Below are 22176 nucleotides of genomic sequence, written 5' to 3' on the forward strand. Positions count from 1 at the left end.
ATACGAGCCCGGGGTGGTTTTTTCATCCCCACCAATGGATCAATGTTAGGCGTCGGCGCTTCGCCAGCGCGTTTGGCGGTAGTGCACGTAGTAGCCGATCAGCACCGCCGAGCGGGTGAGCATGAACAGCGTGAAGGCAAGCCATAGCCCGTGGTTGCCAAGCCCCTGGCAAAGCCACCAGGCGGGCAGGTAGACCAAAAGGCCGATAAAGATACTGTTGCGCATCTCGCGCACTGCCGTGGTGCCGATGAACACGCCGTCGAGCAGGTAGCTCCACACCGCAATCAACGGCATGACGACCATCCAGGGCAGATACACGGCAGCGGCGGCGCGCACTTCGCCAAGGCCGGTCAACAGCGCAATGATCGCGTTACCAAACAGCGCAAAGGCAAGTGCTGCCAATGCGGCAGTGTAGAACGAAAAGCGCGCCGCAGCGCCCACCGTGGCGCTAAACTGCGCCCAGTCGCGCTTGCCGAAGGCCCGGCCCACGAGCGACTCGGCGGCGTGGGCGAAGCCGTCCAGGGCGTAGCTCGTCATCATGATGAACTGCAAAAGCACGGCGTTGGCCGCCAGTACCGTATCGCCCTGGCGGGCGCCCTGGGCGGTAAAAAACGCCGTGGCGAACAAAAGCCCAAGCGTACGCACGAACAGGTGCGCGTTAACGCTAAAAAGTGCCTTGTAGGCGTGAAGCGTTAAAAGGCGCGCGCGATCGAAGGCGCCTTTTAAAAGGCGTAGTTGGCGCAGTACCAGCCAGCTACCGAAGGCCAGCGCACTGTAGTCGGCGATGACGCTAGCGAGCGCCACGCCGTTGCTGGTCATGCCCAGCCCGACCACGAAATAGAGATCGAGCACAATGTTCACGCTGTTGGTCAGCACCAGCATCATCAGCGTGACGCGCGCATTTTGCTGGCCCAAAAACCAGCCCAGCAGCGTGTAGTTGGCGAGCACCGCCGGCGCCGACCAAAGCCGGATCTCGGCGTACTCCCGGGCCAGCGCCTGAGCGTCCTCGCTGCCATCCAAAAGCCAAAGCCCTAAATCGATCAAGGGCGCGCCCAGCAGCAGCAGGAGGGCGCCAATAACAAACGCCAGTAAAAGCGACTGGCCGAGCAGGGTTTTGACTTCAGAGGGGCTTTCGCGACCGACCGCTTGGGCGACGAGCCCCGTGGTGCCCATGCGCAGAAAGCCAAAGCCCCAATAAAGGAAACTAAAAAGTGTCGCGCCCAGGGTCACCGCGGCCAGATAGCGCGAGTCCGGCAGATGGCCGACCACGGCGGTATCCACCAGCCCCAAAAGCGGGACGGTGAGGTTGGAAAGGATGATGGGCCAGGCAAGCGCCCAGATGCGCACGGGCGGCTTAGGCGGCGGTGATGATGTGATACTTCTTCAAAAGCTGCTCTTTGGATTCCGGGCGTTCGGGGTCGAGCGGAATGCAATCCACCGGGCAGACCTGCTGGCACTGGGGCTCGTCGAAATGGCCCACGCACTCGGTGCAAAGGCCAGGGTCGATCACGTAGATCTCGTCACCTGGTGAAATCGCATCGTTGGGGCACTCCGGTTCGCAGACGTCGCAGTTGATGCATTCGTCGGTAATCATCAGGGCCATGGCTATTACCTCTTGAATGGCGAATTCCCTGGCGCGCTTGCCGCGCATCAGGGTGAAGCAGAGGGCTTCAGCGCGCGTTGGCGTAGCGCTCGCGTAGTGCGTCGACGACCGCCGACGGCACCAAAGCCGAGACGTCGCCGCCGAGCCTTGCGATTTCACGTACGATGGTCGACGAAATATAGGAGTTTTCCACCGCCGGCGTGAGAAAAACGCTTTCGAGCTCCGGGTTCTGCGCGCGGTTCATGTTAGCAAGCTGCAGCTCGTACTCAAAGTCGGAGGCGGCGCGAATGCCGCGCAGCATGATGCGCGCATCCAGCTCCCCCATCAAGGTGGTCAAAAGCGACGAAAACCCGACCGTCGAGACATTGCCAAGCTCGGCGCAGGCCGCCTCGCTGAGTTCGATGCGCTTTTCAAGCGAAAGCGCCGGCGTCTTGCCCGGGCTTGCCGCCACGGCGATGATGACCTGGTCGAACATCCGCGCGGCGCGCTCGATCAGGTCGAAATGGCCGTTGGTGATGGGGTCGAAGGTGCCCGGATAAACGGCGATGGTCGGGTGCTCGGCGCTCATGTTAAAAGCTCTCCTGGTCGTCGAGCCGGCCGAAGGGGTTGTCGGCTTTCAAGGAGACCGGCTGCGCGTAGCCTGGAATATGGATGCGCTCGGCGCTGATGTCCAGTTCCGGGCCTTCGAGCACCGCTTCGCCAAACTGGTAGCGCGGCGCGAACTGCCCGCGGCTGGCCCGGTCGAGATAGCTTTGGGCCGTGGCGTTGACCGCCTCGCGGCGCTTTTTCCAGGCGCTGATCGCGGCTTCGCCGTGGCGTTGGGTCAGCAGGCGCTCGGTGACGCCTGGTGAAAGCACCACGCCGGTGGCGTTGTTGCCGCCAAAGCCCTTGGCATTGATGAAGCTGGCGTCCGCCTCGAAGGCGATCGGCTCCTTGAAAAAGCGTAGCCGCTCGGCGAAGACATCGTCGGCCACCGCGTCAAGGGTCGGGATGCCGGGCAGCAGGGCGTGGCTGAAGCTGCCCAGCGCGCTTGCCAACTGGTCGCCGGCCGCCGAGCCCTGGGAGTGGCCGATAAACGCCTTGATCGCGACCACCGGCCACTGTTCTATACCGTGGGCCCGGGCGATCTCGTGGAGCACGTGGGACTCGGTGGTGCGGTTTTTCGGCGTGCTGGTGCCGTGGGCGTGCATGAAACTTCTCGTCGCCAGCGACTTTTCGCCCAGCATATCGCGCACCAGCGCCGCCGCCTTGCCCAGGGTAATGTAGTTGCCGATACCCGGCGCGGAGATCGAGCGCTTGAAGCCGTCGGCGTTGACGAATACATCCGGCACCGCGCCCAAAATATTGGCGCCGACCTCGAGGGCGAGGCTATCGTCCATCAACATGACGAACTGGCTCGCCTCGGCCATGGTGAAGCCGCAGTTTTGCGCGAAGGGCCTGCAGGCGCGCTGGTAGTCGGCGTCGGTCAAAAGCGTCAGCGCGTCGAGCGCCTTGAGGCCGGCGTCGTCGGCCAGCGCCCCCATGGCGCGAAACCCTTCGATGATTTCCGGGGTGATCGGCGCATCCGAGGTGCCGACCATGACCACCCGGGCGCGCCCGGCGCGAATATCGTGGATTCCCAATCGCAGGTTGTACAAAAAGCTTGCGCAGGCGCCAAGTGCGGCGCCGGTACTGCCGACACTGCCCAGCACGTAAGCGTTCAAAAAGTCCGCCGGCATCTGCCCGTAACCCAAAGGCATCTGTTTGGAGGTGGCACGGTTGCCGGTCACCAGGCTTTTCATTAGCCCGCCCCAGCCCTCGTCGTCCAGCTGGCCGATGGAGTTGCCTGCGTAAACGGCGATGTTATCCGGGTCCAGGCGCGCGCGCAGGCTCTCCCAGTCGAGCCCGCTTGCGCCCAAGCAGTCGCTGGCGGCAAAAATGGCCATGGCGAGCCCGCGCGGGTGGTGCACGCTACGATAGAGGCTGGCCGGGTCGAACCCCGCCGGTAGCTGCGCGGCGGCAACGACTTTAGGTATCTGGGCATCGGGCAGTAGGGCGCTCAGTGTGCCACCGGGCACGGTCACCTTGACGTGACGGGTATCTTCGGCGGGGCTGAGTGTCCAGTCGGCGGGCAGGTTCTCCGGTAGCTGGCGGCGGCGCAGCGTGAAACGTAGCGGGGCATCGAGGGCCATATCGGCCTGGCGGCCAGCGGGCAGGCCCGGGGCTAAAAAGCGCGGGTCTTCGTTACGCCGAATCAGCGTATGGCGCAGAACCTGCTCGGCAAGCGCCTCGGCCGGCTCCTCGAGCGGGGCTCCTTGGGCGTCCTGCCAGCCTTGTTCGGTGTGAATCGCCAAGCGCATCAGCGCCGCCAGGCCTTCCAGCGTGTGACGCTTTTGTTCAGCGGGTAGCGCATCAAGCACGGTGCGGCGAAAGGCCTGATGGCCCGAGGTTCTGCCAGCAGGATTGATGCCGCCCATGCCGACAATTACCGGTAAGTGTGACAAGCCGGATTCCTCGTGGTGCGATAATTAGGTAACGTTAGCGTAAGCGGGGGTAGTCGAACACACCCATGCCAAGCGCCATACAATTTAAAGGCATGATCATAGCACCGGGGGTGCAATGGCGTCATGCCGCGCGCGCCAGAGACTGATAGAATCATGGCTTTTCCATCAGAGGCTGGTATGCAGCACGCGTCTCGAGTCGTTACATCCAACCAGACCGGACCGCACAAGGATCTAAAGCGCCGGGTAGAGCGCGCCCTGGCGCATCCGCTTCAAAAGCCCGTGGCCGAACATAGCCGCCAGGCGTTCGAGACCGCCAACGCCTGGTACGCGGAGGCCAATGCCCCCTTGATTCTCGATGCCGGCTGCGGTGTCGGGCTTTCGACACGGCGTTTGGCGGCGCGGTTCCCGGATCACGTCGTGATCGGTGTGGACCGCAGCGAAAGCCGGCTGGGGCGCGAGCACGGGGCGCTGCCCGCCAACGCCCTGCTGGTGCGCGCGGACCTGGTCGATTTCTGGCGGCTGGCGCTGGCGGCGGGGTGGGCGCCGGCACGTCACTATCTGCTCTACCCGAACCCTTACCCCAAGGCGGCGCACTTGAAAATGCGCTGGCACGGCCATCCGGTGTTTCCCACCGCCCTTGCACTGGGCGGACGGCTGGAGGTGCGCTCCAACTGGCAGATTTACATCGAGGAGTTCGCTTGTGGTGTGATGTTGGCCACCGGGCGTCAGGCGCGGGTCGAGCCGGTCGTACCCGGCGAGGAGTACCTGACGCCGTTCGAAGCCAAGTACGCGCAGAGCGGCCAGCCGCTTTGGCGACTCGAGTGCGCACTCGAAAGACAGAAGGCAAGCGCATGACGGCGCTTTGGCGATCGATGCCGCGACCGGCGGCGGGGCGTGACAGCGGGTCTTTTTCAAACGAACGAGTAATAAGGTAGGTGAGTGTGAGTCGTTGCAAACCATTGAGGCGGTGCCTAACGCGGGCCGCGGGCGTTGCCGCTGCGGCCCTTTTGTTCAGTCAACCGCTGCTGGCGGACTTTAGTCGCCTGAGCGAACTTCGCGAGCAGGGCTTTTCGATCAGCGCCGAGGCACGCCTTTTAGGGCCGGATGCCGACCGGGTGCTGGGCAGTATCGACCCGGACCGCCAGCTCTCGCCGGCCTCGGTCACCAAGGCGTACATGAGCGCGGCACTGCTTAGTCGCTTTGGCCCCCAGCACCGCTTTACTTCGGCGCTGGTCAGCAGCGGGGTGATCGATAACGGCGTGCTGCGCGGCGACCTGATTTTCGAAGGCGGCGGCGACCCGGGGCTGACCAGCGAAGACCTGTGGCGACTGGTGCAGCGTTTGAAACTGGCCGGGGTTCAGGAGGTCGATGGGGCGCTGGTCGTCAGCCAATGGCGTTTCGGGCCGGTGACCTGCGCCACGACCGACCGCTGCAATGCGCAAACCCGCGTGACCAACGCCTACAGCGCGCCGCTCACCTCGGCCGGGGTCAATTTTGGCACCTGGTGTGTGAACGTGGCCCCCGGGGCAAGCGCCAATACGCCGGCGCGTACCGGCCTTTGCGATAGCCCCGCACCGCTGATCACGATCGACAACCAGGTACGCACCGTGCCCGCCAATAGCGGCACCGAAATTGGCGCCGTGCGTATTTCTGATGAGCGCGGCGACGTACTGCGTCTGACCGGGCAGATCTCCACTAACGCCTCGCCCCAGGACATCTACCGTGGCGCTGGCGACCCGGCGGCGCAGACCGCCCAGGTACTTTTGAGTATGCTCAATCAGGCGGGCGTGACGGTGCGCGACCCCTGGCAGGTGACCTCTAGCCGTCCGGCGGGGGCGAGCCGGCTGGCGGCGGTGGACAGCAAGCCGTTGCAGGAGCTTTTGCTGCGCACCATGAACTACTCCAACAACTACATGGCCGATGTGCTGGCGCTCAACCTGGTGGAAACACCCCAGGCGCAGCTTGGCCAGGCCGGGCAGGCGATCGAAGTCTTTGCCCAAAGCCTTCCTGACCACGGCCCGCTGACCATGGACAGCGGCAGCGGTCTGACCACCGGCAATCGCATCTCCGCCCACGGCGCGACCGTCATGCTCGAGGCGATGTTCAATCAAAACGCGCTCTTTCCAAGCTTCGTGGCGGCATTTCAGTCGCCGGAAAACGGTGTGATGCGTTTTATACGCCGGGGCTCTTCCGCCTTCCAGAACAGCGTGATGCTCAAGACCGGCACGCTGAACGAGCCGTTTGCGGTACGCGCGGCGGCAGGCTACTTTCGTACCGCCCAGGGGCGCTGGGGCGTGTTTAGCGTATTGGTGAATGGCACCGGCTCGACGCCTTATTTAAGCTGGTCGGCAGTGCTCGACCCGCTCTCCCAGGATTTGGATGCCATGATAATGGCAAACTAACAACGCTTAGCAGGTGAAACTCACGCCATGAAGCCACGCCATACCGGAATAACTCACTTGGTCCACTCCACGCGCTATTCGTGGAAGGGGCTGCGGGCGGCTTTTACCAACGAGGCGGCCTTTCGCCAGGAAGTCGTGATCTGCGTTGTCCTGCTACCGCTTGCCTGGTGGCTGGCGGATACGGCCATGGCCTGGCTTACGTTGGTGGGCAGCCTTTTCATGGTGCTGATCGTCGAGCTTTTGAACAGCGCCGTCGAGAACGTGGTGGACCGCATCGGCCCGGAGCATCATGAGCTCTCCGGCCGCGCCAAGGATATCGGCTCCGCGGCGGTCATGCTCTCGCTGATCATGGCAGGGCTTACCTGGGGGGTGCTGGGCTGGGTGAAACTGGCCGGCTAACGCGCAAACTTAACAACGCGCCGGGGTGTACCCGGACAGGCAACGAGGTGGCTATGCAGTGGAACGCAGCGGTTTTATCCCAGGCGCCCGAGGCGCTCACCCCGCTTGCCGAGCAAGCGTTTGCGAGTTTGACGGAGGCGCTCGATAAGGCGGACAACGTCGCCTCGATGACCGACAAGCCGCTCCCGTCGCGCGCCTTCGAGGCGCTCGATGAGCCGCTTTTGGCCGCGCTTTATCGCGTGATCACCGTCTCCCATTTCGCCGGTGAAACCCTTGGCCGCTACCCCGAATGGTTGGGCGAGCTGATGGACAACGCCGAGTTCGACGCCACGCCGGATAAAGCCACCCAGCAGGCCTGGCTTGAAAAGGCGCTGGCCGGCGCCGAAGACGAAGAAGCCATGCACCGGGTCATCCGCCGCTTTCGCCGGGCGCGCATGCTCGGGATTATCTGGCGCGATCTCAATCGGCCGGCGGATTACGCCATGTGGCAAACCGCCCAGGCGCTTGCCTGGCTTGCCGAGGTGTGCCTGGAGGGGGCGCTTGGCTGGCTGGAAACCTTCTACGCCCCGCGCTGGGGAACCCCCGCGCCCTGCGCCGATGGCCGCCCGCAGCGGCTGGTAGTGCTGGGTATGGGCAAGTTGGGGGCCGGCGAGCTCAACCTCTCCTCGGATATCGACCTGATTTTCGCTTTTCCGGAAAAGGGCGAGACCCAGGGCGGGCGCAAGCCGCTGGAGCACCAGGAGTATTTCACCAAGCTTGGTCAGCGCCTGATCGCTGCGCTCGATGCACTCACCCGGGACGGCTTCGCCTTTCGCGTGGATATGCGCCTGCGCCCGCTTGGTGACGGCGGGCCGCTGGTGGGGAGCTTCGCTATGCTGTCGAGCTACTACCAGGACCAGGGGCGCGAGTGGGAGCGCTACGCGATGCTCAAGGCGCGCCCGGTCGCCGGGGATGTCGAAGGCGGCAAGGCGCTGCTGGCAAGCCTGCGTCCCTTCGTTTACCGGCGCTACCTGGATTTCGGCGCGATCGAGTCGCTTCGAGAGCTGAAAGCGATGATCAACCGGGAAGTGAAGCGCAAGGGCATGCAGAGCAATATCAAGCTCGGCCCTGGCGGCATTCGCGAGGTGGAGTTCGTCGTCCAGGCGTTTCAACTGATTCGCGGTGGCCGCGATACCGAACTACAGGTCGCCTCGCTTGCCCGCGCGTTGAGCGAGCTGCCCCCGCTTGGCCTGCTGCCCGAAGCGGTCGTCGAAGAGCTTTTACACGACTACGCGTTTTTACGCGACGTCGAGCATGCCATCCAGGCGCTCGACGACCGCCAGACCCAGATGCTGCCCGACGATGACGACGAGCGCACCCGCGTGGCCTACGCCCTGAAGAAACCAGACTGGGCAGCACTCGTCGAGGCGCTGGACGCGGCGCGGGAGCGAGTGCGCCGCCACTTCGATGCGGTCATCGCCGACCCGGAAGGCGAGGTGGACGACGAAAGCAGCACCAGTGTCGAGCTCGAGCAGTGGCGGCTTTTATGGCGCGGGGAGCTGGAGGAGGACGAGGCCCTGGCGCAGTTGGACGCGGCGGGCTTTGCCGACCCGGCCCAGGTGCTCAAACGCTTGAAGAACTTCTATCACTCCCGCCAGGTACAGGGCATGCAGCGTATCGGCTTCGAGCGCCTGAACGCGCTGATGCCGCTGCTGCTCGACGCCGTCGCCGAACACGACACGCCGGACACGGCGCTTGAACGGGTCCAGCCGTTGATCGAATCGGTCCTGCGGCGCACCGCGTACCTGGCGCTTTTAAGGGAGAACCCCCACGCCCTCGAGCACCTGATGCATCTTTGCGCTCCCAGTCCCTGGATCGCCCAGCACCTGGCGCGCTACCCGATTTTGCTCGACGAGCTGTTAACGCCGGAGACGCTTTACACCCCGGCGGATAAGGCGGCGCTAAGCGATGAGCTTCGCCAAACGCTGAACCGGTTGCCCGAGGACGACGAAGAGGCCCAGCTCGAGGCGCTGCGTGTGTTCAAGCACGCCAAAACGCTGCACGTCGCCGCCTCGGATATCGCCGGTACCCGCCACCTGATGAAGGTGAGCGACTACCTGACCTACATCGCCGAGGTGATTCTGGAGGCGGTGCTGGCCATGGCCTGGAAGCACGTGGCGCGCAAGCACGGCGTGCCCGCTGGGCTGAGTGAGCATGAGCCGGCGTTTTTGATTATCGGTTACGGCAAGCTCGGCGGCATCGAACTGGGGTACGGCTCCGACCTGGATCTGGTGTTTCTCCACGACAGCGACACCAAGGGCGCCACCAACGGGCCCCGCCCGCTGGATACGCCGGTGTTCTACACGCGCCTTGGTCAGCGCATCATTCACCTTTTGACCGCCACCACCCCGGCGGGCAGCCTTTATGAAGTGGACATGCGCCTGCGCCCGTCGGGCAACGCCGGGCTTTTGGTCACCTCCATCGACGCCTTCGGCGAGTATCAGCGCCAAAACGCCTGGACCTGGGAGCACCAGGCGCTGGTGCGCGCCCGGGTCGTGGCGGGCCACGCCGCCCTTGCAGAGAAGTTCGAGAAGCTGCGCGCAGGCCTTTTGACCCAGCCCCGCGAAGGCGAGGCGCTCAAAAGCGATGTGGTGGGCATGCGCCAGAAAATGCGCGATCACCTGGCGACCAGGCCCGGGCCGAAGGAGGCCGCCACGACCTTCAATCTGAAGCAGGACGCCGGCGGCATGGTGGATATCGAGTTTCTCTGCCAGTACGGGGTGCTGGCGCTCTCGAACAAGACCCCTGAGCTTGCCACCTACCGCGACAATATTCGGCTGTTGGAGACGCTGGCCGAGCACGGTTATATCAGCGACGACGAGGCGGGCGCGCTTCGAGAGGCTTACCTTGCCTACCGAAGCCGCACCCACCGCGCCGCGCTGACCGGCGACAAACCCGTGGCGGACCCTGACCCGTTTACCCAGCACCGCGAGGCGGTTTGTGCGCTCTGGCAACGCTTTTTGGGCTAGCACCTTGAGTAGCGATCCATGACCGGCCATATCCTTGCCACGCTGTTACCCGTTTTCCTGATTGCCGCGGCGGGGGCGCTTTACGGGCGCTTTCGCACGCCGGATATCGCAACGCTCAACACGCTCAATATGGAGCTGTTCGTGCCGCTTCTGGTGTTTGCCGTGCTGGCGGACCGCCAGGCGCCGCTGGCCGAGTACGCCTGGCTTGGCGGGGCGGCGGCGCTGGTGGTGCTTGGCTCGGGGGTGGTGCTCTGGCCGCTGGCCCGGTGGCTAAATCTTGACCGCAAGGTGTTCTTGCCGTCGATGATGTTCAATAACTCGGGCAACATGGGCGTACCGCTTCTGGTGTTCGCCTTTGGCGAGGCGGCGCTGCCGGCGGCGGTGGTGGTGTTCATCGTCGAGATGCTGCTGCACTTCTCGGTGGGGCTCTACATGCTCGATTCGCGTACGTCACTTTGGCGCATGCTCAAAATGCCGATCGTGGCGGCCAGCGTAGCGGGGCTTTTCATCAATGTGGGCGATATCGCGCTGCCGGGCTGGCTGCTGGACGCCATGCACATGCTAGGCGGGGTGTGCATTCCATTGATGCTCTTCGCGCTGGGCGTGCGGTTGCTGGAGGTGGATCTTGGCGACTGGCGCACCGGGCTTTTAGGGGCGGTCTTGTGCCCGCTATCGGGGCTTGTGATCGCGCTGCCGCTGATGTGGCTGCTGCCCCTGGAACCCCTTCAACTGGCAACGCTTTTGGTATTCGCTGCACTCCCCCCGGCGGTGCTGAACTACCTGGTGGCCGAGCAGTACGACCTGTTACCCCAAAAGGTGGCCTCTATCGTACTGATCGGAAACCTGGGGAGCCTGGTCGTGATGCCGCTGGTGTTGGGCGTTACCTTCGCCTTCATCCATGCGCCGGTTTAGCGTTTCTCCTTGACCTCGAAGGTGCCTTCGAGCGCGTCCTGCTGGCCATGACGCGTGTCCTGGGCGTGAGAAGAACCGCCGGCACTGCCGCCAATATCCTGGGCCTGGTCGGCGCGCATCTGATCCATACGCTTTTTCATCTTGTAGCGCATCAATGGCATCAAGGCCCAGCCGATCAGTAAAAAGACCAGCCCGAACACCACGCCGACGATCATCAAGGCGCCGAAGGCCAGCCATACCAGGGCAAGCTTCAGGGTGCCTAAAAGGCCGTGGGGTTGGGTATTGGCCGCTTTGGCACGCCACTGATGGGCGGCCTGCCAGGCAGCGTTTTGCGAATCACGATGAGGGTGGCGCATGAGGGACTCCCTTGATCTTTGGCAACCGGTCTTTGGCAACCCGTCTTTTGCAAACATTGGAACACAGCGCGTAGGGCGAGTTCACTTCTGGCGCGGCGCTTGCTTTAGACCCTGTTAGCTGCAAGGGTTAAAACACTGAATGGGGATGATTTAAATCCGGGAGAATAAGGAGATCAAATGGCGCGTAAAGAAGGCAAAACGGTATTCATCGCTTCCGCCGTTATCATCTTTGCACTGGTGATAATCGGCGCGGCGTTTCCCGAAAATTTTGGTAACGGCGCCGAGGCCGCGTTGGGTGCGGTGACCGAGCACCTGGGCTGGTTCTATCTGATCTCGGTGTTCGGGTTCGTCATCTTTTTGTTCGGGCTGGCGCTGAGCAAGTATGGCAAGGTGCGGCTGGGCCCCCAGGACAGCCGCCCCGACTATACCTTTTTCTCCTGGATCAGCATGCTGCTGGCGGCGGGGTTTGGCGTTGGGCTGGTGTTTTACGGTATGGCCGAGCCCATGAGTCACTTCATCGAGGTGCCCTACGGCGATTTCGAGTCCGAGACCGAGGCCGCCGCGCGCTACGCGATCCAGTACAGCTACTTCAACTGGGGCATTCATCAGTGGGCGGCGTTTTCGGTCGTCGGGCTGATCATTGCTTATTTCCAGTTTCGTAAGGGCCAGGCGGGGCTGGTATCGTCGGTGCTTTCATCGGTGGTGGCCAAAAAGCCGCGGCTGCGCTCCTACGTTTCCTGGATCGATGTGTTCGCCGTGGTCGCGACCGTCATGGGCGTGGCGACCTCGCTGGGGCTTGGCGTGCTGCAAATGAACGGCGGATTGAACGCAGTGTTTGGCGTGCCCGAAGGTACGCTTTGGCAGTTCATCATTCTTGCCGTCATGTTCTGCGCCTACATGCTTTCGACCTGGGCGGGGCTTGATAAAGGCATCAAGCGCCTTTCCAATTTGAACCTGGCGATCTGTATCGGCCTGATGCTCTACGTGCTGATTACCGGGCCGACGGTGGCGATCCTCGAAACCATTACGCTGGGCATTGGCGACTACCTGCAGAACTTCATCGGCATGAGCCTGCGCATTTCACCTTATAGTAGCAACGAGTGGGCCAGCGAGTGGACGATCTTCTACTGGGCCTGGGTAATCGCTTGGTCGCCCTTCGTGGGCACCTTCGTGGCGCGCGTTTCCCGCGGGCGCACCATCAAGGAGTACGTGTTCGGCGTGCTGATCATGCCGCCGCTGCTGGCGTGTTTGTGGATCGGTGTGTTTGGCGGCGCCGCGCTCACCATGGAGATCAATGGCGACAATATCGGTCTGGCCGCGGCGACCCAGGATAACATCACCGTGGCGCTTTTCGAGATGTACGAGCTGATGCCCTTTACCAGTGTGCTCTCGCTCGTTTCCATTTTGCTGATATTTATCTTTTTGGTGACCTCGGCGGACTCGGCCTCTTATATTGTGGCGCAGATGACCGACAACGGTTCGATCAATCCGCCGCTTTACAAGCGCGTGATCTGGGGCGTATTGATTGCCGCCATTTGCCTTACGCTGATCGCGGCGGGGGGCTTGACCGGTTTGCAGTCGGCAGCGGTGTTGGCAGCGCTTCCCTTTACGTTCATTCTTTACCTGATGGTGTTCGTGCTGGTTCGTGAGCTGCAGGCGGATCGTCGCTCGATGCTGACCCAGCTTTATCGTCGTCACGGCGATACCCCGGTCGGCGCGGACGCTTTCGAGGCCGGCGAGCTAAGCGATGCCGAGCAGGAACGCTTGCGGCGTGCACCGCTCGTGGTCAATCGGCGCATCAAGGACTAGACTTTATCCAGGTATTTTATAAACTGTCTAAAGAGGGAGTAAGCGCTAATGGCTCGACCGCGCCAAGGCGCAACGCGACGTCAGCCCAAAGGGGCTGGCCTTGGTCGATGTGGGGCTGTCTTCGACCGCTGGCTGGATTTGATCGTCATCGTGGCGGTTCTGACGGCGCTGGTGATCGGTTTGTCCGCCGTTTTGGCGCACTGGCTGCTCACCTGACCAGGACGAGACTCAGCCAACAAAAGGGGCGCATTACGCGCCCCTTTTTTAATGTCTCGCAGTGAGTTTCTCGTGCATTTCGATGGTTCGTTCACTCAGTGCATGCTTGACCTTTCAAACGCCGTGTTTAAACCGGGTCGAAGGCTTCTATGCGATTTCGGCCACGGTTTTTGGCATGGTAAAGCCGATCGTCGGCTTCGCTTAGCAGCTGACTAGCGGTTTTGTCATTGGTGGGCAGGGCGCAGGCCACCCCGATGCTCACGGTGAGCACGCTATCCTGGCCACGGGCGTGGGGAATGGCCAGCGTCAGTACCGTTTGGCGCATGTGGTTGGCGATGCTCAGGGCGCGATAAATATCCTTGGCCGGCAGTACGCAAACGAACTCTTCGCCTCCGTAGCGCGCCAGCAGGTCGGTTTCTTGATCGATGCAGCGGCTAAGCGCGCGGGCAACGCTTTTGAGTGTATCGTCGCCCATGGTGTGGCCGTAGTAGTCGTTGAACGCCTTGAAACGGTCGATATCGACAAATATCACCGAAATAGGCTCTTCCGCCTTGAGGGATTTCTCCCAGTGGCTGGCCAGAAAGGTGTCGAAGTAGCGTCGGTTGGCGATACCGGTCAGGCCGTCGTGCCGGGAGAGCTGATGCAGGTGGTCGCGCTGCTCCAGACCGCGCTGAAACTCACGCAGCAGGTGATCCATGCTCTCGACCAGGTGGCCCAGCTCATCGTTTCGATGGCCGCGCAGCGTGGGCTTGGGCCACTGGGCCGGAAAGGCCGGGTCGGTCAGGGTGATGGCGGCGTGAACCTTTAAAAGCGGCCGGGTGATGAAAATATGGAAAAAAGCGATAAACAGCGAGCTGAGTAAAAAGGCTTCGACGATACTGATACCCACCACGCGATAGCCTCGGGCGAGAAACTGGGCCGTTAGATAATGCTGGTCCAGCGATAGCCGGATTTCCCCGACCTGTGAGGCCGGCACGGTTTCGCCCATGTGATAACGAAGCGGTTCCTGGTAGTTGAGTATATCGCCAAACAGCGCCTGCCCAAGGCGCCCGGACGGCAGCGTGGGCGATTCGAATTCGGCCAGCTTACGGCCAAAATCATCCTCGATGACCACGCGAGCGACATCGCTATCATTGAAAAGCCCCCGTGCGATCTGTTCGGCAAGCTGGGGGTTGAGCTGAAACGCCGCCTCCGCCGCCGCGCCATTGATGATGGCAAGCTGCTGCTGGGTGCGTTGTTCGATGCTGGCCCGCATACCTTTAGCGTGGCTCCAAAGCTCGAGGCTGCCCGCGACCAGGCTGATCAGCGTGGCGATGAGAAGCGTCAAAAGCGCTTGCTTCAAGGTCAAGCGTCCTTTGATGAGCCGGTTTTGGGTGTTCATGGCAGCGCCCTTATTGCGTGCTGGATTTTGTCCATTACCTGGCGGGGGACGCTTGGGTTGCAGGCCAGATAAAGCGGCACATGGGCAAAGCTAAACAGGTAAACGAGCGGGATGCCTTCATCCTGGGCGATGAACTCCCCCGGTGTCCGGCCGGAAACGATCACATCCAAAAAACCGGCTTCCAACCGTGCGATGTTGACCCGCTCGCTGGGTGCTCTTATAACGTCGATACCTTGGCTTTTGACGTAGTCGCCCACGGCATCTTCTCGAAAGCTGCCGACGCGCAGGCCAGCCAGGTCCTCGAGGCGGATTAACTCGCCCGCATGGCCCTCGAGCGCGAACGCCGCCCACTCGTTCGCCGCCAGCGGCCCCGCCCAGCGAAAAAGCGCCTCGCGCTGTGGGGTGCGCGTGGTCGAGTAAACGCAGTGGTCGCGGCGAAGCCGCGCTTCGGTATAGGCGCGCGCCCAGGGAAGCAGATAAAACCGGGCCTCGATCCCGGTTTGTTCGAGCGCCTGCTGTAAGCGCTCGGTCGCGTAACCCTGGATGTCGCCACCCAGGCCATGGTTGAAGGGCGGATATTCTTCGGTATTAATCGTCAAGAGGTAGGAGGGCGCCGGGCTCGCCGTCACCTTCATGCTTGAAAACATCACAATGATCATAACGAGTACAGGTGAAAAAGATGGGAGCCAGCGGTTACTCATCCTCATATACCGGCGACGGAATATCAAATGAACTTAGCTCAAGAAGCATCGTTTGAAAATATTCGGTCAGCGCCGGGTCGCTCTCCTTGTTGATCGCGAAGTAGAGCGGATAGCGACTCAAGGTATAAACCGGGATCAAAGTGGCAGGCCGGTAGCCCTCGTGATCGACGATCCAGTCGACCACGTTTGCGCTATAGGCCCACAGGTCGACCCGTTCATTGATCAGCATATTGAGCGCACTCTGGTTATCCAGCGCATGGTGAATGAGCGTTTCCGGGTAGCCCGCCTCCGTCAGGCTCAATTCACCGATATCGCCCCGGATTACCACGACGCTGAGGCTTTGCGCGATGGCGTCACTCAGTTCCTCGATGCGTAGTGGCTTGCTGGCATGACCGATCAGTGTGACCTGGTCGATGGCGATGGGCCCGGCCCAGTGAAAAAGCGCTTCGCGCGAGGGCGTCCGATTGGTCGAGAAAAGCACTGTGTTGGGCGTTTGCAGCGCCATGTTGTAGCCTCTTATCCACGGGTAACTGTGAATATCGGCGTATTCGAAGGGTGTTTGAGAGTAGTTGAACAGACGCTTTAAAAGATCGACCGTTTGACCCTTTGCAACACCTTGTTCGACATAGTTATAGGGGGGATACTCTTCGGTAATATAGCTAAAGGCAGCGAGGGAGGGGGACGTATCGGCAAAGGATGCGCTTACCCCCATAAGCACCGCGACCCGCAATGCGCCCTTGGCTATTGAATGCTTTTTGACGGCGAATTCATGCGTCATGCGCAGATACCCCAACGTAACTCCCAGGAAAATTTAGAGTAACTTTCACCCCCTGTCATCCCCCTTTTACTGGCTTAGGCGTTAATGTAGTCGAGCTGGCCCCTTTGATGCACTATCTGCACGAGAGCTTCTATGTCCTCTGAACCCGTAAAAAGCGCAGCGGCCTACGCCTCCCGGCGCGAGATATTTGGTTGGGCAATGTTCGATTTTGCCAACCAGGCCTATACGCTGCTGATTATCACGGTGGTTTTCGGCGAGCTTTTTACTACCGTGATCGTTGGTGATCGCGGTGACAACTTCCGACTGGCCAATTTTTTATGGAGCCTGGCGCTTGCCACCAGCTACCTGATGGTGGTGATTACCGCGCCGCTTAGCGGGGCCATCATGGATTATCGGGCCGAAAAAAAGCGCTTTCTGCTGGTAAGTTATCTGGCGACGATCGCCACGACCGCCATGCTCTATTTCGTCGAACCCGGCTACGTGGTGGCGGGGCTTTTGCTGATCATACTCTCCAACTACGCCTACTCCATGGGCGAATCGTTCATTGCTGCGTTTTTACCCGAACTCGGCCCGCCCTCGGCGCTGGGTAAAATTTCCGGGGTTGGCTGGGCGCTTGGCTATATTGGCGGGCTATTCGCCGCGGGATTTACGCTTTTGGTGCTGGGCGAAGCCACGCTTGAGAATTTCGAGCGTATTCGCTGGGTCGGCCCGTTCGCTGCCGGATTCTTCCTGGTCGCCGCCATTCCTACCTTCCTGTGGTTAAAAGAGCGGGGGGAGCCCCGAGAGAAGGGCGTATCGTATTGGCGGATCGCGCGGGGGCGCTTGACGTCTACCTTCAAGGAGCTTCGCTACTTCAAGGACCTGACCATTTTTTTGGTGTCGCTGCTTTTCTCGATGGCCGGGGTCTACATCATCATCGCGTTTGCGTTCATCTATGGCGCCCAGGTGATCGGCTGGGACGAAGGGGTACGCAACATCATGTTCATCGTCGTGCAGCTCACCGCGGCGGCGGGGGCGCTGGGGTTCGGCTTTATTCAGGATAAGCTGGGTGCCAAGCGCACCTACCAGATGACCCTGGCGCTCTGGGTCCTGGCCATTCTGGCGATTTGGGCGACGCCAGAACTTACCCAATGGGCCAATGCGCGTTTTGGCTGGCAGTGGCAGGCGCAATACGTCTTTTTATACGTGGGCTGTTTGGCGGGGCTGAGCCTGGGGTCGAGCCAGTCGGCCAGCCGCGCGCTGGTCGGGGTTTTCTCGCCGCTTGCCAAGTCCGCGGAATTTTTCGGCTTCTGGGGCCTGGCGAACAAGCTGGCCGGGGTGCTGGGCATCGTGCTGCTGGGCGTGTTGCAAACGTTGATTGGTTTGCAGGCCTCTATTCTATTATGTGTAGGGTTGTTCATCATGGCGATGCTGATTTGTGCAGGCGTGAACGAGCGCCGCGGCCGCGAGGCGGCGACTGCATGGGAAAGCACCTAACGGGCGGAGAGGGTGTATGACATCGCTAAGCACACAGCGCGGCGGCATCGTGATGATGCTGCTATTTTGGATAGCCTTGATCGGGGCGGGCACTTGGCTTATCGACGGCGGTTTCAAAAACCTCACCACTCCCAACGCTCATATCATGGACACCTCGACAGAGGGGGCGCCGGTGCGGCTCAAGCGCAACCGCTCAGGCCATTTCGAGGCCCCCGGCCAGATCAACGGCGAGCCGGTGACTTTCCTGCTCGATACCGGCGCCACCTATGTGGCCGTGCCCCACGAGCTTGCCGATAGGTTGTCGCTAGAGCCCGGGCGCAGCGCCTGGTTCAATACGGCCAACGGCCGGGTACAGGGTAACTTAACCGAGCTCGACGAAGTGTCCCTTGGCGGGCTACGCGCCAGTAACGTGCAGGGCTCGATCAGCCCCGGTATGGAGCGCGATACCGTGCTGTTGGGCATGAGCTTTTTGAATCTGCTTAGTATCGAAATAGCGGACGGCGAAATGCTGCTGCGCTTGCCGCCTCAGTAACGCTCGCATGTTGTCCAGGAAGTGCTATGCTGAGCGCGTAATGTAAGGATATCGGCACACCAAGGAGCGTTGTTATGGGAATTGAAGTAGGCGGCCTGTTAGGCCTTATCTGGCTTGTCATTGTCATTTGGGCCATTGTTAAAGTCGCCAAAAGTTCGGCTGGCGGCCTTGCCAAGCTGATCTGGATTCTGGTGTTACTCTTCTTCCCGCTAATCGGTTTGATTATCTGGTTCGTGTTGGGGCCCAAGGGATAGCCGGTTTAAGCGAAATAAAAAAGCAGGCCCTGGGCCTGCTTTTTTTGTATTCTAAAAGCGCGTCTTGTAACGCTTAAAAGCGCTTCGCTAGTCTTCGCCGCTTTCGTCACTCGCGGGCGGCGCCTTGTAATGCCCGGGGATCGTCAGCTTTTCGCCGTTGGGTAAATCGCGCACCTGAGTGGGTACGTAGACGCGTTTTATGACGCTTTTGGTTTTTTGATCGCCCATCGCCTTCTCCTGTCATGTCCAAAAGATGGTTGACAACTCGCGAGTTCAACATTAGCGCGCTACGCATCAACAATCAAGCGGCGTGCGCCGCTTAAAACTAGTGAAAAGCAGCCTGGCAGGTTCTCCGGGGGTGCCGATTTATTCTTGCAATTTGCCCTTCAAACGTTAATAAAGAGTAAGCTAGTGTTACCATTAAGCACTTTGCCACGTTGATCAGATACCATGAAGTTACCGAGGCTATTGACCATTATAAAGGAAGCGGGAGCCGCTCATGTCTGACTATCCCGATCAAGACCATGTGCTGATTATCGAAGATGACCAGCGTCTGGCCGAGCTAACCCGAGAATACTTGGACAACAACGGCTTTAAAGTAACGGTCGAAGCCGATGGTGCGAAAGGGGTCGAGCGGATTCTGGAGCTTCAGCCGGACCTTGTCATTTTGGACTTGATGCTGCCAGGCGAGGACGGTCTTTCGATTTGCCGGCGCGTACGCCCCAATTTCACCGGGCCTATCATGATGTTGACCGCGCGCACCGATGACCTCGACCAGGTGCTGGGGCTCGAAATGGGCGCCGATGATTACGTGCCCAAACCCGTCAAGCCCCGGGTGCTGCTGGCACGCATGCGGGCCCTGTTGCGCCGCGCCGACGCGCCGGTGGCCCCCAATGGCGAGGTGCGCCTGCAGTTTTCCAATCTGGATATCGATAGCGCCACCCGCGAGGCGTGGCTCGAGGGGGAGCGTATCGACCTGACCAGTGCGGAGTTCGATCTGCTTTGGCTTTTAGCGAGCAATGCGGGCACCGTGCTGACCCGGGAGGAGATATTCAGCGACCTGCGGGGGATCAAGTACGACGGCCAGGACCGCTCTATCGACGTGCGCGTGTCACGCATTCGCCCCAAGATCGGCGATGACCCCCATCAGCCTCACCGTATTAAAACCGTGCGCAGCAAAGGCTACCTCTTTGTCAAGGATAGCTAATCGCAGCGTCGCGGGACCCGGTCAAAAGCGTCAGCGAGGTGAATGCCATGCCGCGCGTGCTTAGCCACGGCTCTTTTTTTAGATTTTACGTGCTGCTGGCCCTGGCGCTTTGCGTGGTGTTCGTCATTACGATCGGCGGGCGTACCTTCATCGAACAGGTACGCCGCGAAGAGTTTCGCGAAAAGATGGTGAGCCTGCCGATGACGCTAATGACCCGGCAGTTGGCCGAGCTTGCCCCGGAAAATCGAGAAGCGCGTTTGAACGCTTTCTCGCATCAGTTCGGTATGCAGCTGGCGCTGGTACCGGCCAACGATGCCGAACTCGGCTATTTCGAGAAAGCCCGCCTGGCGCGGGGTAATATTTTGATCGAGACCAACCCCTGGCGGCTTCGCCAGCGCATTCCCGATGAGCGCTCGGCGCAGGATAGTCTCTTGAGCGCTACCTTCCTGGGCTGGAACGAGCGCCAGTGGCAGGGCAGCATGGTGGTCCTGGGCGAGTGGCTGGCACGAACGCCCGCTCCCCAGCGCCAGTCAGTGCTTGCCGATGTGAATCTGCCGGGATGGCCGCTGGCGCTCGTCTCGACACTGCCCGAAGGCCTCACCCCGGCCCAGCGCCAGCAACTGGCCCGCGGCGAGGTCGTGACGCGGCTGGTCACCGAGCAGCTCTCTCTTACGTTTCTTTATCAAATACCCGGCAGCGAGCAGTGGTTGAAAGCCGGCCCCATTACCCGGCGGGATACGCTACCGCTGAGCCTGCATTTACCGCTTCTCATCGGCGTCATGGTGGTGCTGAGTCTCATCATCTATCTCATCATGCGCAGTATCGAAGCGCGCATGGCGCGTTTGGAACTCGCCGCCACGCGTATCGCAAGCGGCCGGCTGGAAACCCGGGTGAAGGTGGAAAGCGGCGATTTTCTGGGCCGGCTCGGCATGGCCTTCAACGCCATGGCAAGCCAGGTGCAAACGCTCTTGAGAGGCCAGCAGGAGATGATTCGCGCGGTGTCTCACGAGCTACGTACGCCGGTAGCGCGTATACGCTTTGCCGTGCAGATGGTCGAGGATATGACCGAGGAGCCGTCGATTCGCCGTCAACTGCAGGGGATCGACGCCGACATCGCCGAGCTCGACGATCTGGTCGACGAGATTTTGACCTACGCGCGTCTGGGCGGCGGGCCAAGCCACGGTGACCCGCTGGAGATGGTGCCGGTGGAGTGCTGTGCCATGGCCAATCGCGTCATCGACGCGCTCACCCCGCTACACAAAACGCTTAGCCTCAAGCTCGAGACAGAGCACGAGGAGATCGAGCTTCTGGCCGAGCCGCGCTATCTGCAGCGTGCGCTGCAAAACCTGGTCAGTAACGCCTGCCGCTATGGCCGCACCCAGGTCAACATTCGTCTTTGCGACGAGCCACACCTGGTACGTATCGATGTCGAAGACGACGGCCCGGGGGTGCCGCTGGAGGCGCGCAGTGATATCTTCAAACCCTTTGCCAGGTTGGACGACAGCCGGGCGCGAAGCTCCGGCGGCTACGGTCTTGGGCTTTCCATCGTGCACAAGGTCATGACCGGCCACGGCGGCAGCGTCACCATCGATGAAAGCCCGAGCCTTGGCGGGGCGCGCTTTACGCTATTGATTCCTCGCCGCCCCCCGCCGGCTTGACGCCGCTGAGCACCGCGAAGGACGTTTCCCGCGCGGTGCGCAGAAAATCCTGCATCCAGGGGGTGTGGCGCGTCTCATCGCGAATCGCCGCATAGAGCGTGCCCCAAATCCCCGCCTCGCCAAGTTTCACCGCGCTTACGTAGTCGCGCTCCAGATATTCGGTCAACGCCCAGTTGGGCAGCGCGCAAACGCCACGGCCGCTGGCCACCAGCTGCATCATCATGATGGTGAGCTCCGCGGTGCGAATCTCCTTCGGGCGTACCTGGGCCGGGGTCAAAAACTGGGTGAACACATCCAACCGAGACTGCTCCACCGGGTAGGTAATCAGCGTCTGTTCGGCGAGCTCAAAGGGGCTGACAAAGCCTTTCTGCGCGAAAGGGTGCTGGCGGGCCACGGCCAAAAGCCCCTCGTAGCGAAATAGCGGCGCGTAGTGAATGCCCTCAATGGGCTGTGGGTCGGCGGTGATCACCAGATCGAGCTGCTCGCGGGCAAGGGCCGGTAGCGGGTCGAAGTGATGACCGCTCGGGATATCGATCTCGACTTCCGGCCAGTGATCGCGAAAGTAATCCACGGTAGGCATCAGCCACTGAAAACAGCTGTGGCACTCGATGGCCATGTGCAAGCGGCCCTGCTCGGCACCTGAAAGCCTGGCCAGGTCGCGCTCAGCACGACGCACTGCCGGCAGGAGCTCGTCGGCCAGCGCCAACAGGCGAAGCCCGGCCCGGGTGAACTCCACCGGACGCGTTTTACGCACGAAAAGCGGGCTCGCCACGCGGCTTTCCAGATCTTTCAACTGATGCGAAAGCGCCGACTGGGTAAGGTGAACGCGCTCGGCGGCCTCGACCAGCGAGCCGGTTTCGCGCAGGGCGGCCAGCGTACGCAGATGACGTAGTTCAAGCATTGACGATTCGGTTCGCGGTTATAAAAGACAGTGAACATGTTTAAAGCGAGAACCCCGGTGTTCGGGATTCCCTCGTCGCAGTGTCTCATATTTGCGCCGA

Annotated in this window: 22 protein-coding genes; 12 read left to right on the forward strand and 10 right to left on the reverse strand. The window is 61.3% G+C overall.

The genetic code is table 11. From position 1 onward, the window contains the following. Positions 1-45: 45 nt before the first annotated feature. The 4 genes from ACWFVE_RS02670 to ACWFVE_RS02685 all read right to left on the reverse strand — a co-directional run bounded on the left by ACWFVE_RS02670 (position 46) and on the right by ACWFVE_RS02685 (position 4059). Complete coding sequence (locus tag ACWFVE_RS02670) at positions 46-1347, reverse strand: MATE family efflux transporter (protein WP_447527749.1); 1302 nt, start codon at positions 1345-1347, stop codon at positions 46-48. Positions 1348-1354: 7 nt separating this feature from the next. Beyond that, a complete protein-coding gene (locus tag ACWFVE_RS02675; protein WP_447527750.1) occupies positions 1355-1603 on the reverse strand; it encodes a YfhL family 4Fe-4S dicluster ferredoxin in 249 nt (82 codons plus the stop codon). A 67-nt stretch (positions 1604-1670) separates the two neighbouring features. Continuing rightward, positions 1671-2171, reverse strand: a complete 501-nt coding sequence (coaD, locus tag ACWFVE_RS02680) for a pantetheine-phosphate adenylyltransferase (RefSeq protein ID WP_447527751.1) — start codon at positions 2169-2171, stop codon at positions 1671-1673. Position 2172: 1 nt separating this feature from the next. After that, a complete protein-coding gene (locus ACWFVE_RS02685; RefSeq protein WP_447530492.1) occupies positions 2173-4059 on the reverse strand; it encodes a beta-ketoacyl synthase in 1887 nt (628 codons plus the stop codon). A gap of 204 nt (positions 4060-4263) precedes the next feature. On the opposite strand from ACWFVE_RS02685, the gene trmB reads away from it, so the two are divergent. From trmB to ACWFVE_RS02710, 5 genes are all read left to right on the forward strand, one after another. After that, positions 4264-4941: a tRNA (guanine(46)-N(7))-methyltransferase TrmB gene (gene trmB / locus ACWFVE_RS02690; RefSeq protein WP_447527752.1), complete on the forward strand. Its 678-nt coding sequence runs from the start codon at positions 4264-4266 to the stop codon at positions 4939-4941. A gap of 152 nt (positions 4942-5093) precedes the next feature. Then, positions 5094-6488 (forward strand): D-alanyl-D-alanine carboxypeptidase/D-alanyl-D-alanine endopeptidase, encoded by a 1395-nt coding sequence (gene dacB, locus ACWFVE_RS02695; RefSeq protein WP_447527753.1) that lies wholly within the window; start codon positions 5094-5096, stop codon positions 6486-6488. 27 nt (positions 6489-6515) lie between these two features. Then, positions 6516-6887: a diacylglycerol kinase gene (locus ACWFVE_RS02700; RefSeq protein WP_447527754.1), complete on the forward strand. Its 372-nt coding sequence runs from the start codon at positions 6516-6518 to the stop codon at positions 6885-6887. 53 nt (positions 6888-6940) lie between these two features. Beyond that, on the forward strand, positions 6941-9895 hold the full coding sequence (glnE, locus tag ACWFVE_RS02705) for a bifunctional [glutamate--ammonia ligase]-adenylyl-L-tyrosine phosphorylase/[glutamate--ammonia-ligase] adenylyltransferase (RefSeq protein WP_447527755.1): 2955 nt from the start codon (positions 6941-6943) through the stop codon (positions 9893-9895). 18 nt (positions 9896-9913) lie between these two features. Beyond that, positions 9914-10807: an AEC family transporter gene (locus tag ACWFVE_RS02710; protein WP_447527756.1), complete on the forward strand. Its 894-nt coding sequence runs from the start codon at positions 9914-9916 to the stop codon at positions 10805-10807. On the opposite strand, the gene ACWFVE_RS02715 is transcribed toward ACWFVE_RS02710, so the two are convergent. Then, a complete protein-coding gene (locus tag ACWFVE_RS02715; protein WP_447527757.1) occupies positions 10804-11163 on the reverse strand; it encodes a hypothetical protein in 360 nt (119 codons plus the stop codon). The two genes, ACWFVE_RS02710 and ACWFVE_RS02715, sit on opposite strands and share 4 nt — an antisense overlap. A gap of 177 nt (positions 11164-11340) precedes the next feature. Here ACWFVE_RS02715 and ACWFVE_RS02720 point away from each other — a divergent pair, with 177 nt between their 5' ends. Both ACWFVE_RS02720 and ACWFVE_RS02725 read left to right on the forward strand, forming a co-directional pair. Then, positions 11341-12972 (forward strand): BCCT family transporter, encoded by a 1632-nt coding sequence (locus tag ACWFVE_RS02720; RefSeq protein WP_447527758.1) that lies wholly within the window; start codon positions 11341-11343, stop codon positions 12970-12972. A gap of 48 nt (positions 12973-13020) precedes the next feature. Continuing rightward, entirely contained in the window at positions 13021-13188 is a 168-nt protein-coding gene (locus ACWFVE_RS02725; protein ID WP_447527759.1) for a hypothetical protein, read from the forward strand. A gap of 127 nt (positions 13189-13315) precedes the next feature. Here ACWFVE_RS02725 and ACWFVE_RS02730 read toward each other — a convergent pair whose 3' ends face one another. The 3 genes from ACWFVE_RS02730 to ACWFVE_RS02740 are packed head-to-tail and all read right to left on the reverse strand — an operon-like array spanning position 13316 to position 16048. After that, positions 13316-14569: a GGDEF domain-containing protein gene (locus ACWFVE_RS02730; RefSeq protein WP_447527760.1), complete on the reverse strand. Its 1254-nt coding sequence runs from the start codon at positions 14567-14569 to the stop codon at positions 13316-13318. Then, the gene (locus ACWFVE_RS02735; RefSeq protein WP_447527761.1) at positions 14566-15216 is read right to left on the reverse strand and encodes a substrate-binding periplasmic protein; all 651 of its coding nucleotides are present in this window, start codon (positions 15214-15216) and stop codon (positions 14566-14568) included. Before ACWFVE_RS02735 ends, ACWFVE_RS02730 begins: the two co-directional genes overlap by 4 nt. A gap of 46 nt (positions 15217-15262) precedes the next feature. After that, positions 15263-16048 carry a substrate-binding periplasmic protein gene (locus tag ACWFVE_RS02740; RefSeq protein WP_447527762.1) on the reverse strand — a complete coding sequence of 262 codons (786 nt, stop codon included), beginning with the start codon at positions 16046-16048 and terminating at the stop codon, positions 15263-15265. A gap of 132 nt (positions 16049-16180) precedes the next feature. Between ACWFVE_RS02740 and ACWFVE_RS02745 the strand changes: the two genes are divergently transcribed. The 3 genes from ACWFVE_RS02745 to ACWFVE_RS02755 all read left to right on the forward strand — a co-directional run bounded on the left by ACWFVE_RS02745 (position 16181) and on the right by ACWFVE_RS02755 (position 18310). Beyond that, entirely contained in the window at positions 16181-17524 is a 1344-nt protein-coding gene (locus tag ACWFVE_RS02745) for an MFS transporter (protein ID WP_447527763.1), read from the forward strand. Between the two features lie 16 nt (positions 17525-17540). Continuing rightward, on the forward strand, positions 17541-18056 hold the full coding sequence (locus tag ACWFVE_RS02750) for a retropepsin-like aspartic protease family protein (RefSeq protein ID WP_447527764.1): 516 nt from the start codon (positions 17541-17543) through the stop codon (positions 18054-18056). A gap of 74 nt (positions 18057-18130) precedes the next feature. After that, on the forward strand, positions 18131-18310 hold the full coding sequence (locus tag ACWFVE_RS02755) for a PLDc N-terminal domain-containing protein (protein WP_447527765.1): 180 nt from the start codon (positions 18131-18133) through the stop codon (positions 18308-18310). An 87-nt stretch (positions 18311-18397) separates the two neighbouring features. On the opposite strand, the gene ACWFVE_RS02760 is transcribed toward ACWFVE_RS02755, so the two are convergent. Then, positions 18398-18538, reverse strand: coding sequence for a hypothetical protein (locus tag ACWFVE_RS02760; protein ID WP_447527766.1), 141 nt, complete (start codon positions 18536-18538; stop codon positions 18398-18400). Between the two features lie 271 nt (positions 18539-18809). On the opposite strand from ACWFVE_RS02760, the gene ACWFVE_RS02765 reads away from it, so the two are divergent. Next, positions 18810-19517 (forward strand): response regulator, encoded by a 708-nt coding sequence (locus ACWFVE_RS02765; protein ID WP_447527767.1) that lies wholly within the window; start codon positions 18810-18812, stop codon positions 19515-19517. Positions 19518-19564: 47 nt separating this feature from the next. Then, positions 19565-21175: an ATP-binding protein gene (locus tag ACWFVE_RS02770; RefSeq protein ID WP_447527768.1), complete on the forward strand. Its 1611-nt coding sequence runs from the start codon at positions 19565-19567 to the stop codon at positions 21173-21175. Here ACWFVE_RS02770 and ACWFVE_RS02775 read toward each other — a convergent pair. Next, complete coding sequence (locus ACWFVE_RS02775) at positions 21138-22076, reverse strand: LysR family transcriptional regulator (protein WP_447527769.1); 939 nt, start codon at positions 22074-22076, stop codon at positions 21138-21140. The two genes, ACWFVE_RS02770 and ACWFVE_RS02775, sit on opposite strands and share 38 nt — an antisense overlap. Between the last annotated feature and the right edge of the window lie 100 nt (positions 22077-22176).

The sequence above is a fragment of the Vreelandella mediterranea genome (assembly GCF_970647075.1).

Excerpts from the sequence above, each read along its gene's own strand:
- ACWFVE_RS02675 (WP_447527750.1), bottom strand. The coding sequence starts at position 1,603 with ATGGCCCTGATGATTACCGACGAATGCATCAACTGCGACGTCTGCGAA.
- coaD (WP_447527751.1), bottom strand. The coding sequence starts at position 2,171 with ATGAGCGCCGAGCACCCGACCATCGCCGTTTATCCGGGCACCTTCGAC.
- ACWFVE_RS02685 (WP_447530492.1), bottom strand. The coding sequence starts at position 4,059 with ATGGGCGGCATCAATCCTGCTGGCAGAACCTCGGGCCATCAGGCCTTT.
- trmB (WP_447527752.1), top strand. The coding sequence starts at position 4,264 with ATGCAGCACGCGTCTCGAGTCGTTACATCCAACCAGACCGGACCGCAC.
- ACWFVE_RS02700 (WP_447527754.1), top strand. The coding sequence starts at position 6,516 with ATGAAGCCACGCCATACCGGAATAACTCACTTGGTCCACTCCACGCGC.
- glnE (WP_447527755.1), top strand. The coding sequence starts at position 6,941 with ATGCAGTGGAACGCAGCGGTTTTATCCCAGGCGCCCGAGGCGCTCACC.
- ACWFVE_RS02710 (WP_447527756.1), top strand. The coding sequence starts at position 9,914 with ATGACCGGCCATATCCTTGCCACGCTGTTACCCGTTTTCCTGATTGCC.
- ACWFVE_RS02715 (WP_447527757.1), bottom strand. The coding sequence starts at position 11,163 with ATGCGCCACCCTCATCGTGATTCGCAAAACGCTGCCTGGCAGGCCGCC.
- ACWFVE_RS02720 (WP_447527758.1), top strand. The coding sequence starts at position 11,341 with ATGGCGCGTAAAGAAGGCAAAACGGTATTCATCGCTTCCGCCGTTATC.
- ACWFVE_RS02725 (WP_447527759.1), top strand. The coding sequence starts at position 13,021 with ATGGCTCGACCGCGCCAAGGCGCAACGCGACGTCAGCCCAAAGGGGCT.
- ACWFVE_RS02730 (WP_447527760.1), bottom strand. The coding sequence starts at position 14,569 with ATGAACACCCAAAACCGGCTCATCAAAGGACGCTTGACCTTGAAGCAA.
- ACWFVE_RS02735 (WP_447527761.1), bottom strand. The coding sequence starts at position 15,216 with ATGTTTTCAAGCATGAAGGTGACGGCGAGCCCGGCGCCCTCCTACCTC.
- ACWFVE_RS02740 (WP_447527762.1), bottom strand. The coding sequence starts at position 16,048 with ATGACGCATGAATTCGCCGTCAAAAAGCATTCAATAGCCAAGGGCGCA.
- ACWFVE_RS02745 (WP_447527763.1), top strand. The coding sequence starts at position 16,181 with ATGTCCTCTGAACCCGTAAAAAGCGCAGCGGCCTACGCCTCCCGGCGC.
- ACWFVE_RS02750 (WP_447527764.1), top strand. The coding sequence starts at position 17,541 with ATGACATCGCTAAGCACACAGCGCGGCGGCATCGTGATGATGCTGCTA.
- ACWFVE_RS02755 (WP_447527765.1), top strand. The coding sequence starts at position 18,131 with ATGGGAATTGAAGTAGGCGGCCTGTTAGGCCTTATCTGGCTTGTCATT.
- ACWFVE_RS02760 (WP_447527766.1), bottom strand. The coding sequence starts at position 18,538 with ATGGGCGATCAAAAAACCAAAAGCGTCATAAAACGCGTCTACGTACCC.
- ACWFVE_RS02765 (WP_447527767.1), top strand. The coding sequence starts at position 18,810 with ATGTCTGACTATCCCGATCAAGACCATGTGCTGATTATCGAAGATGAC.
- ACWFVE_RS02770 (WP_447527768.1), top strand. The coding sequence starts at position 19,565 with ATGCCGCGCGTGCTTAGCCACGGCTCTTTTTTTAGATTTTACGTGCTG.
- ACWFVE_RS02775 (WP_447527769.1), bottom strand. The coding sequence starts at position 22,076 with ATGCTTGAACTACGTCATCTGCGTACGCTGGCCGCCCTGCGCGAAACC.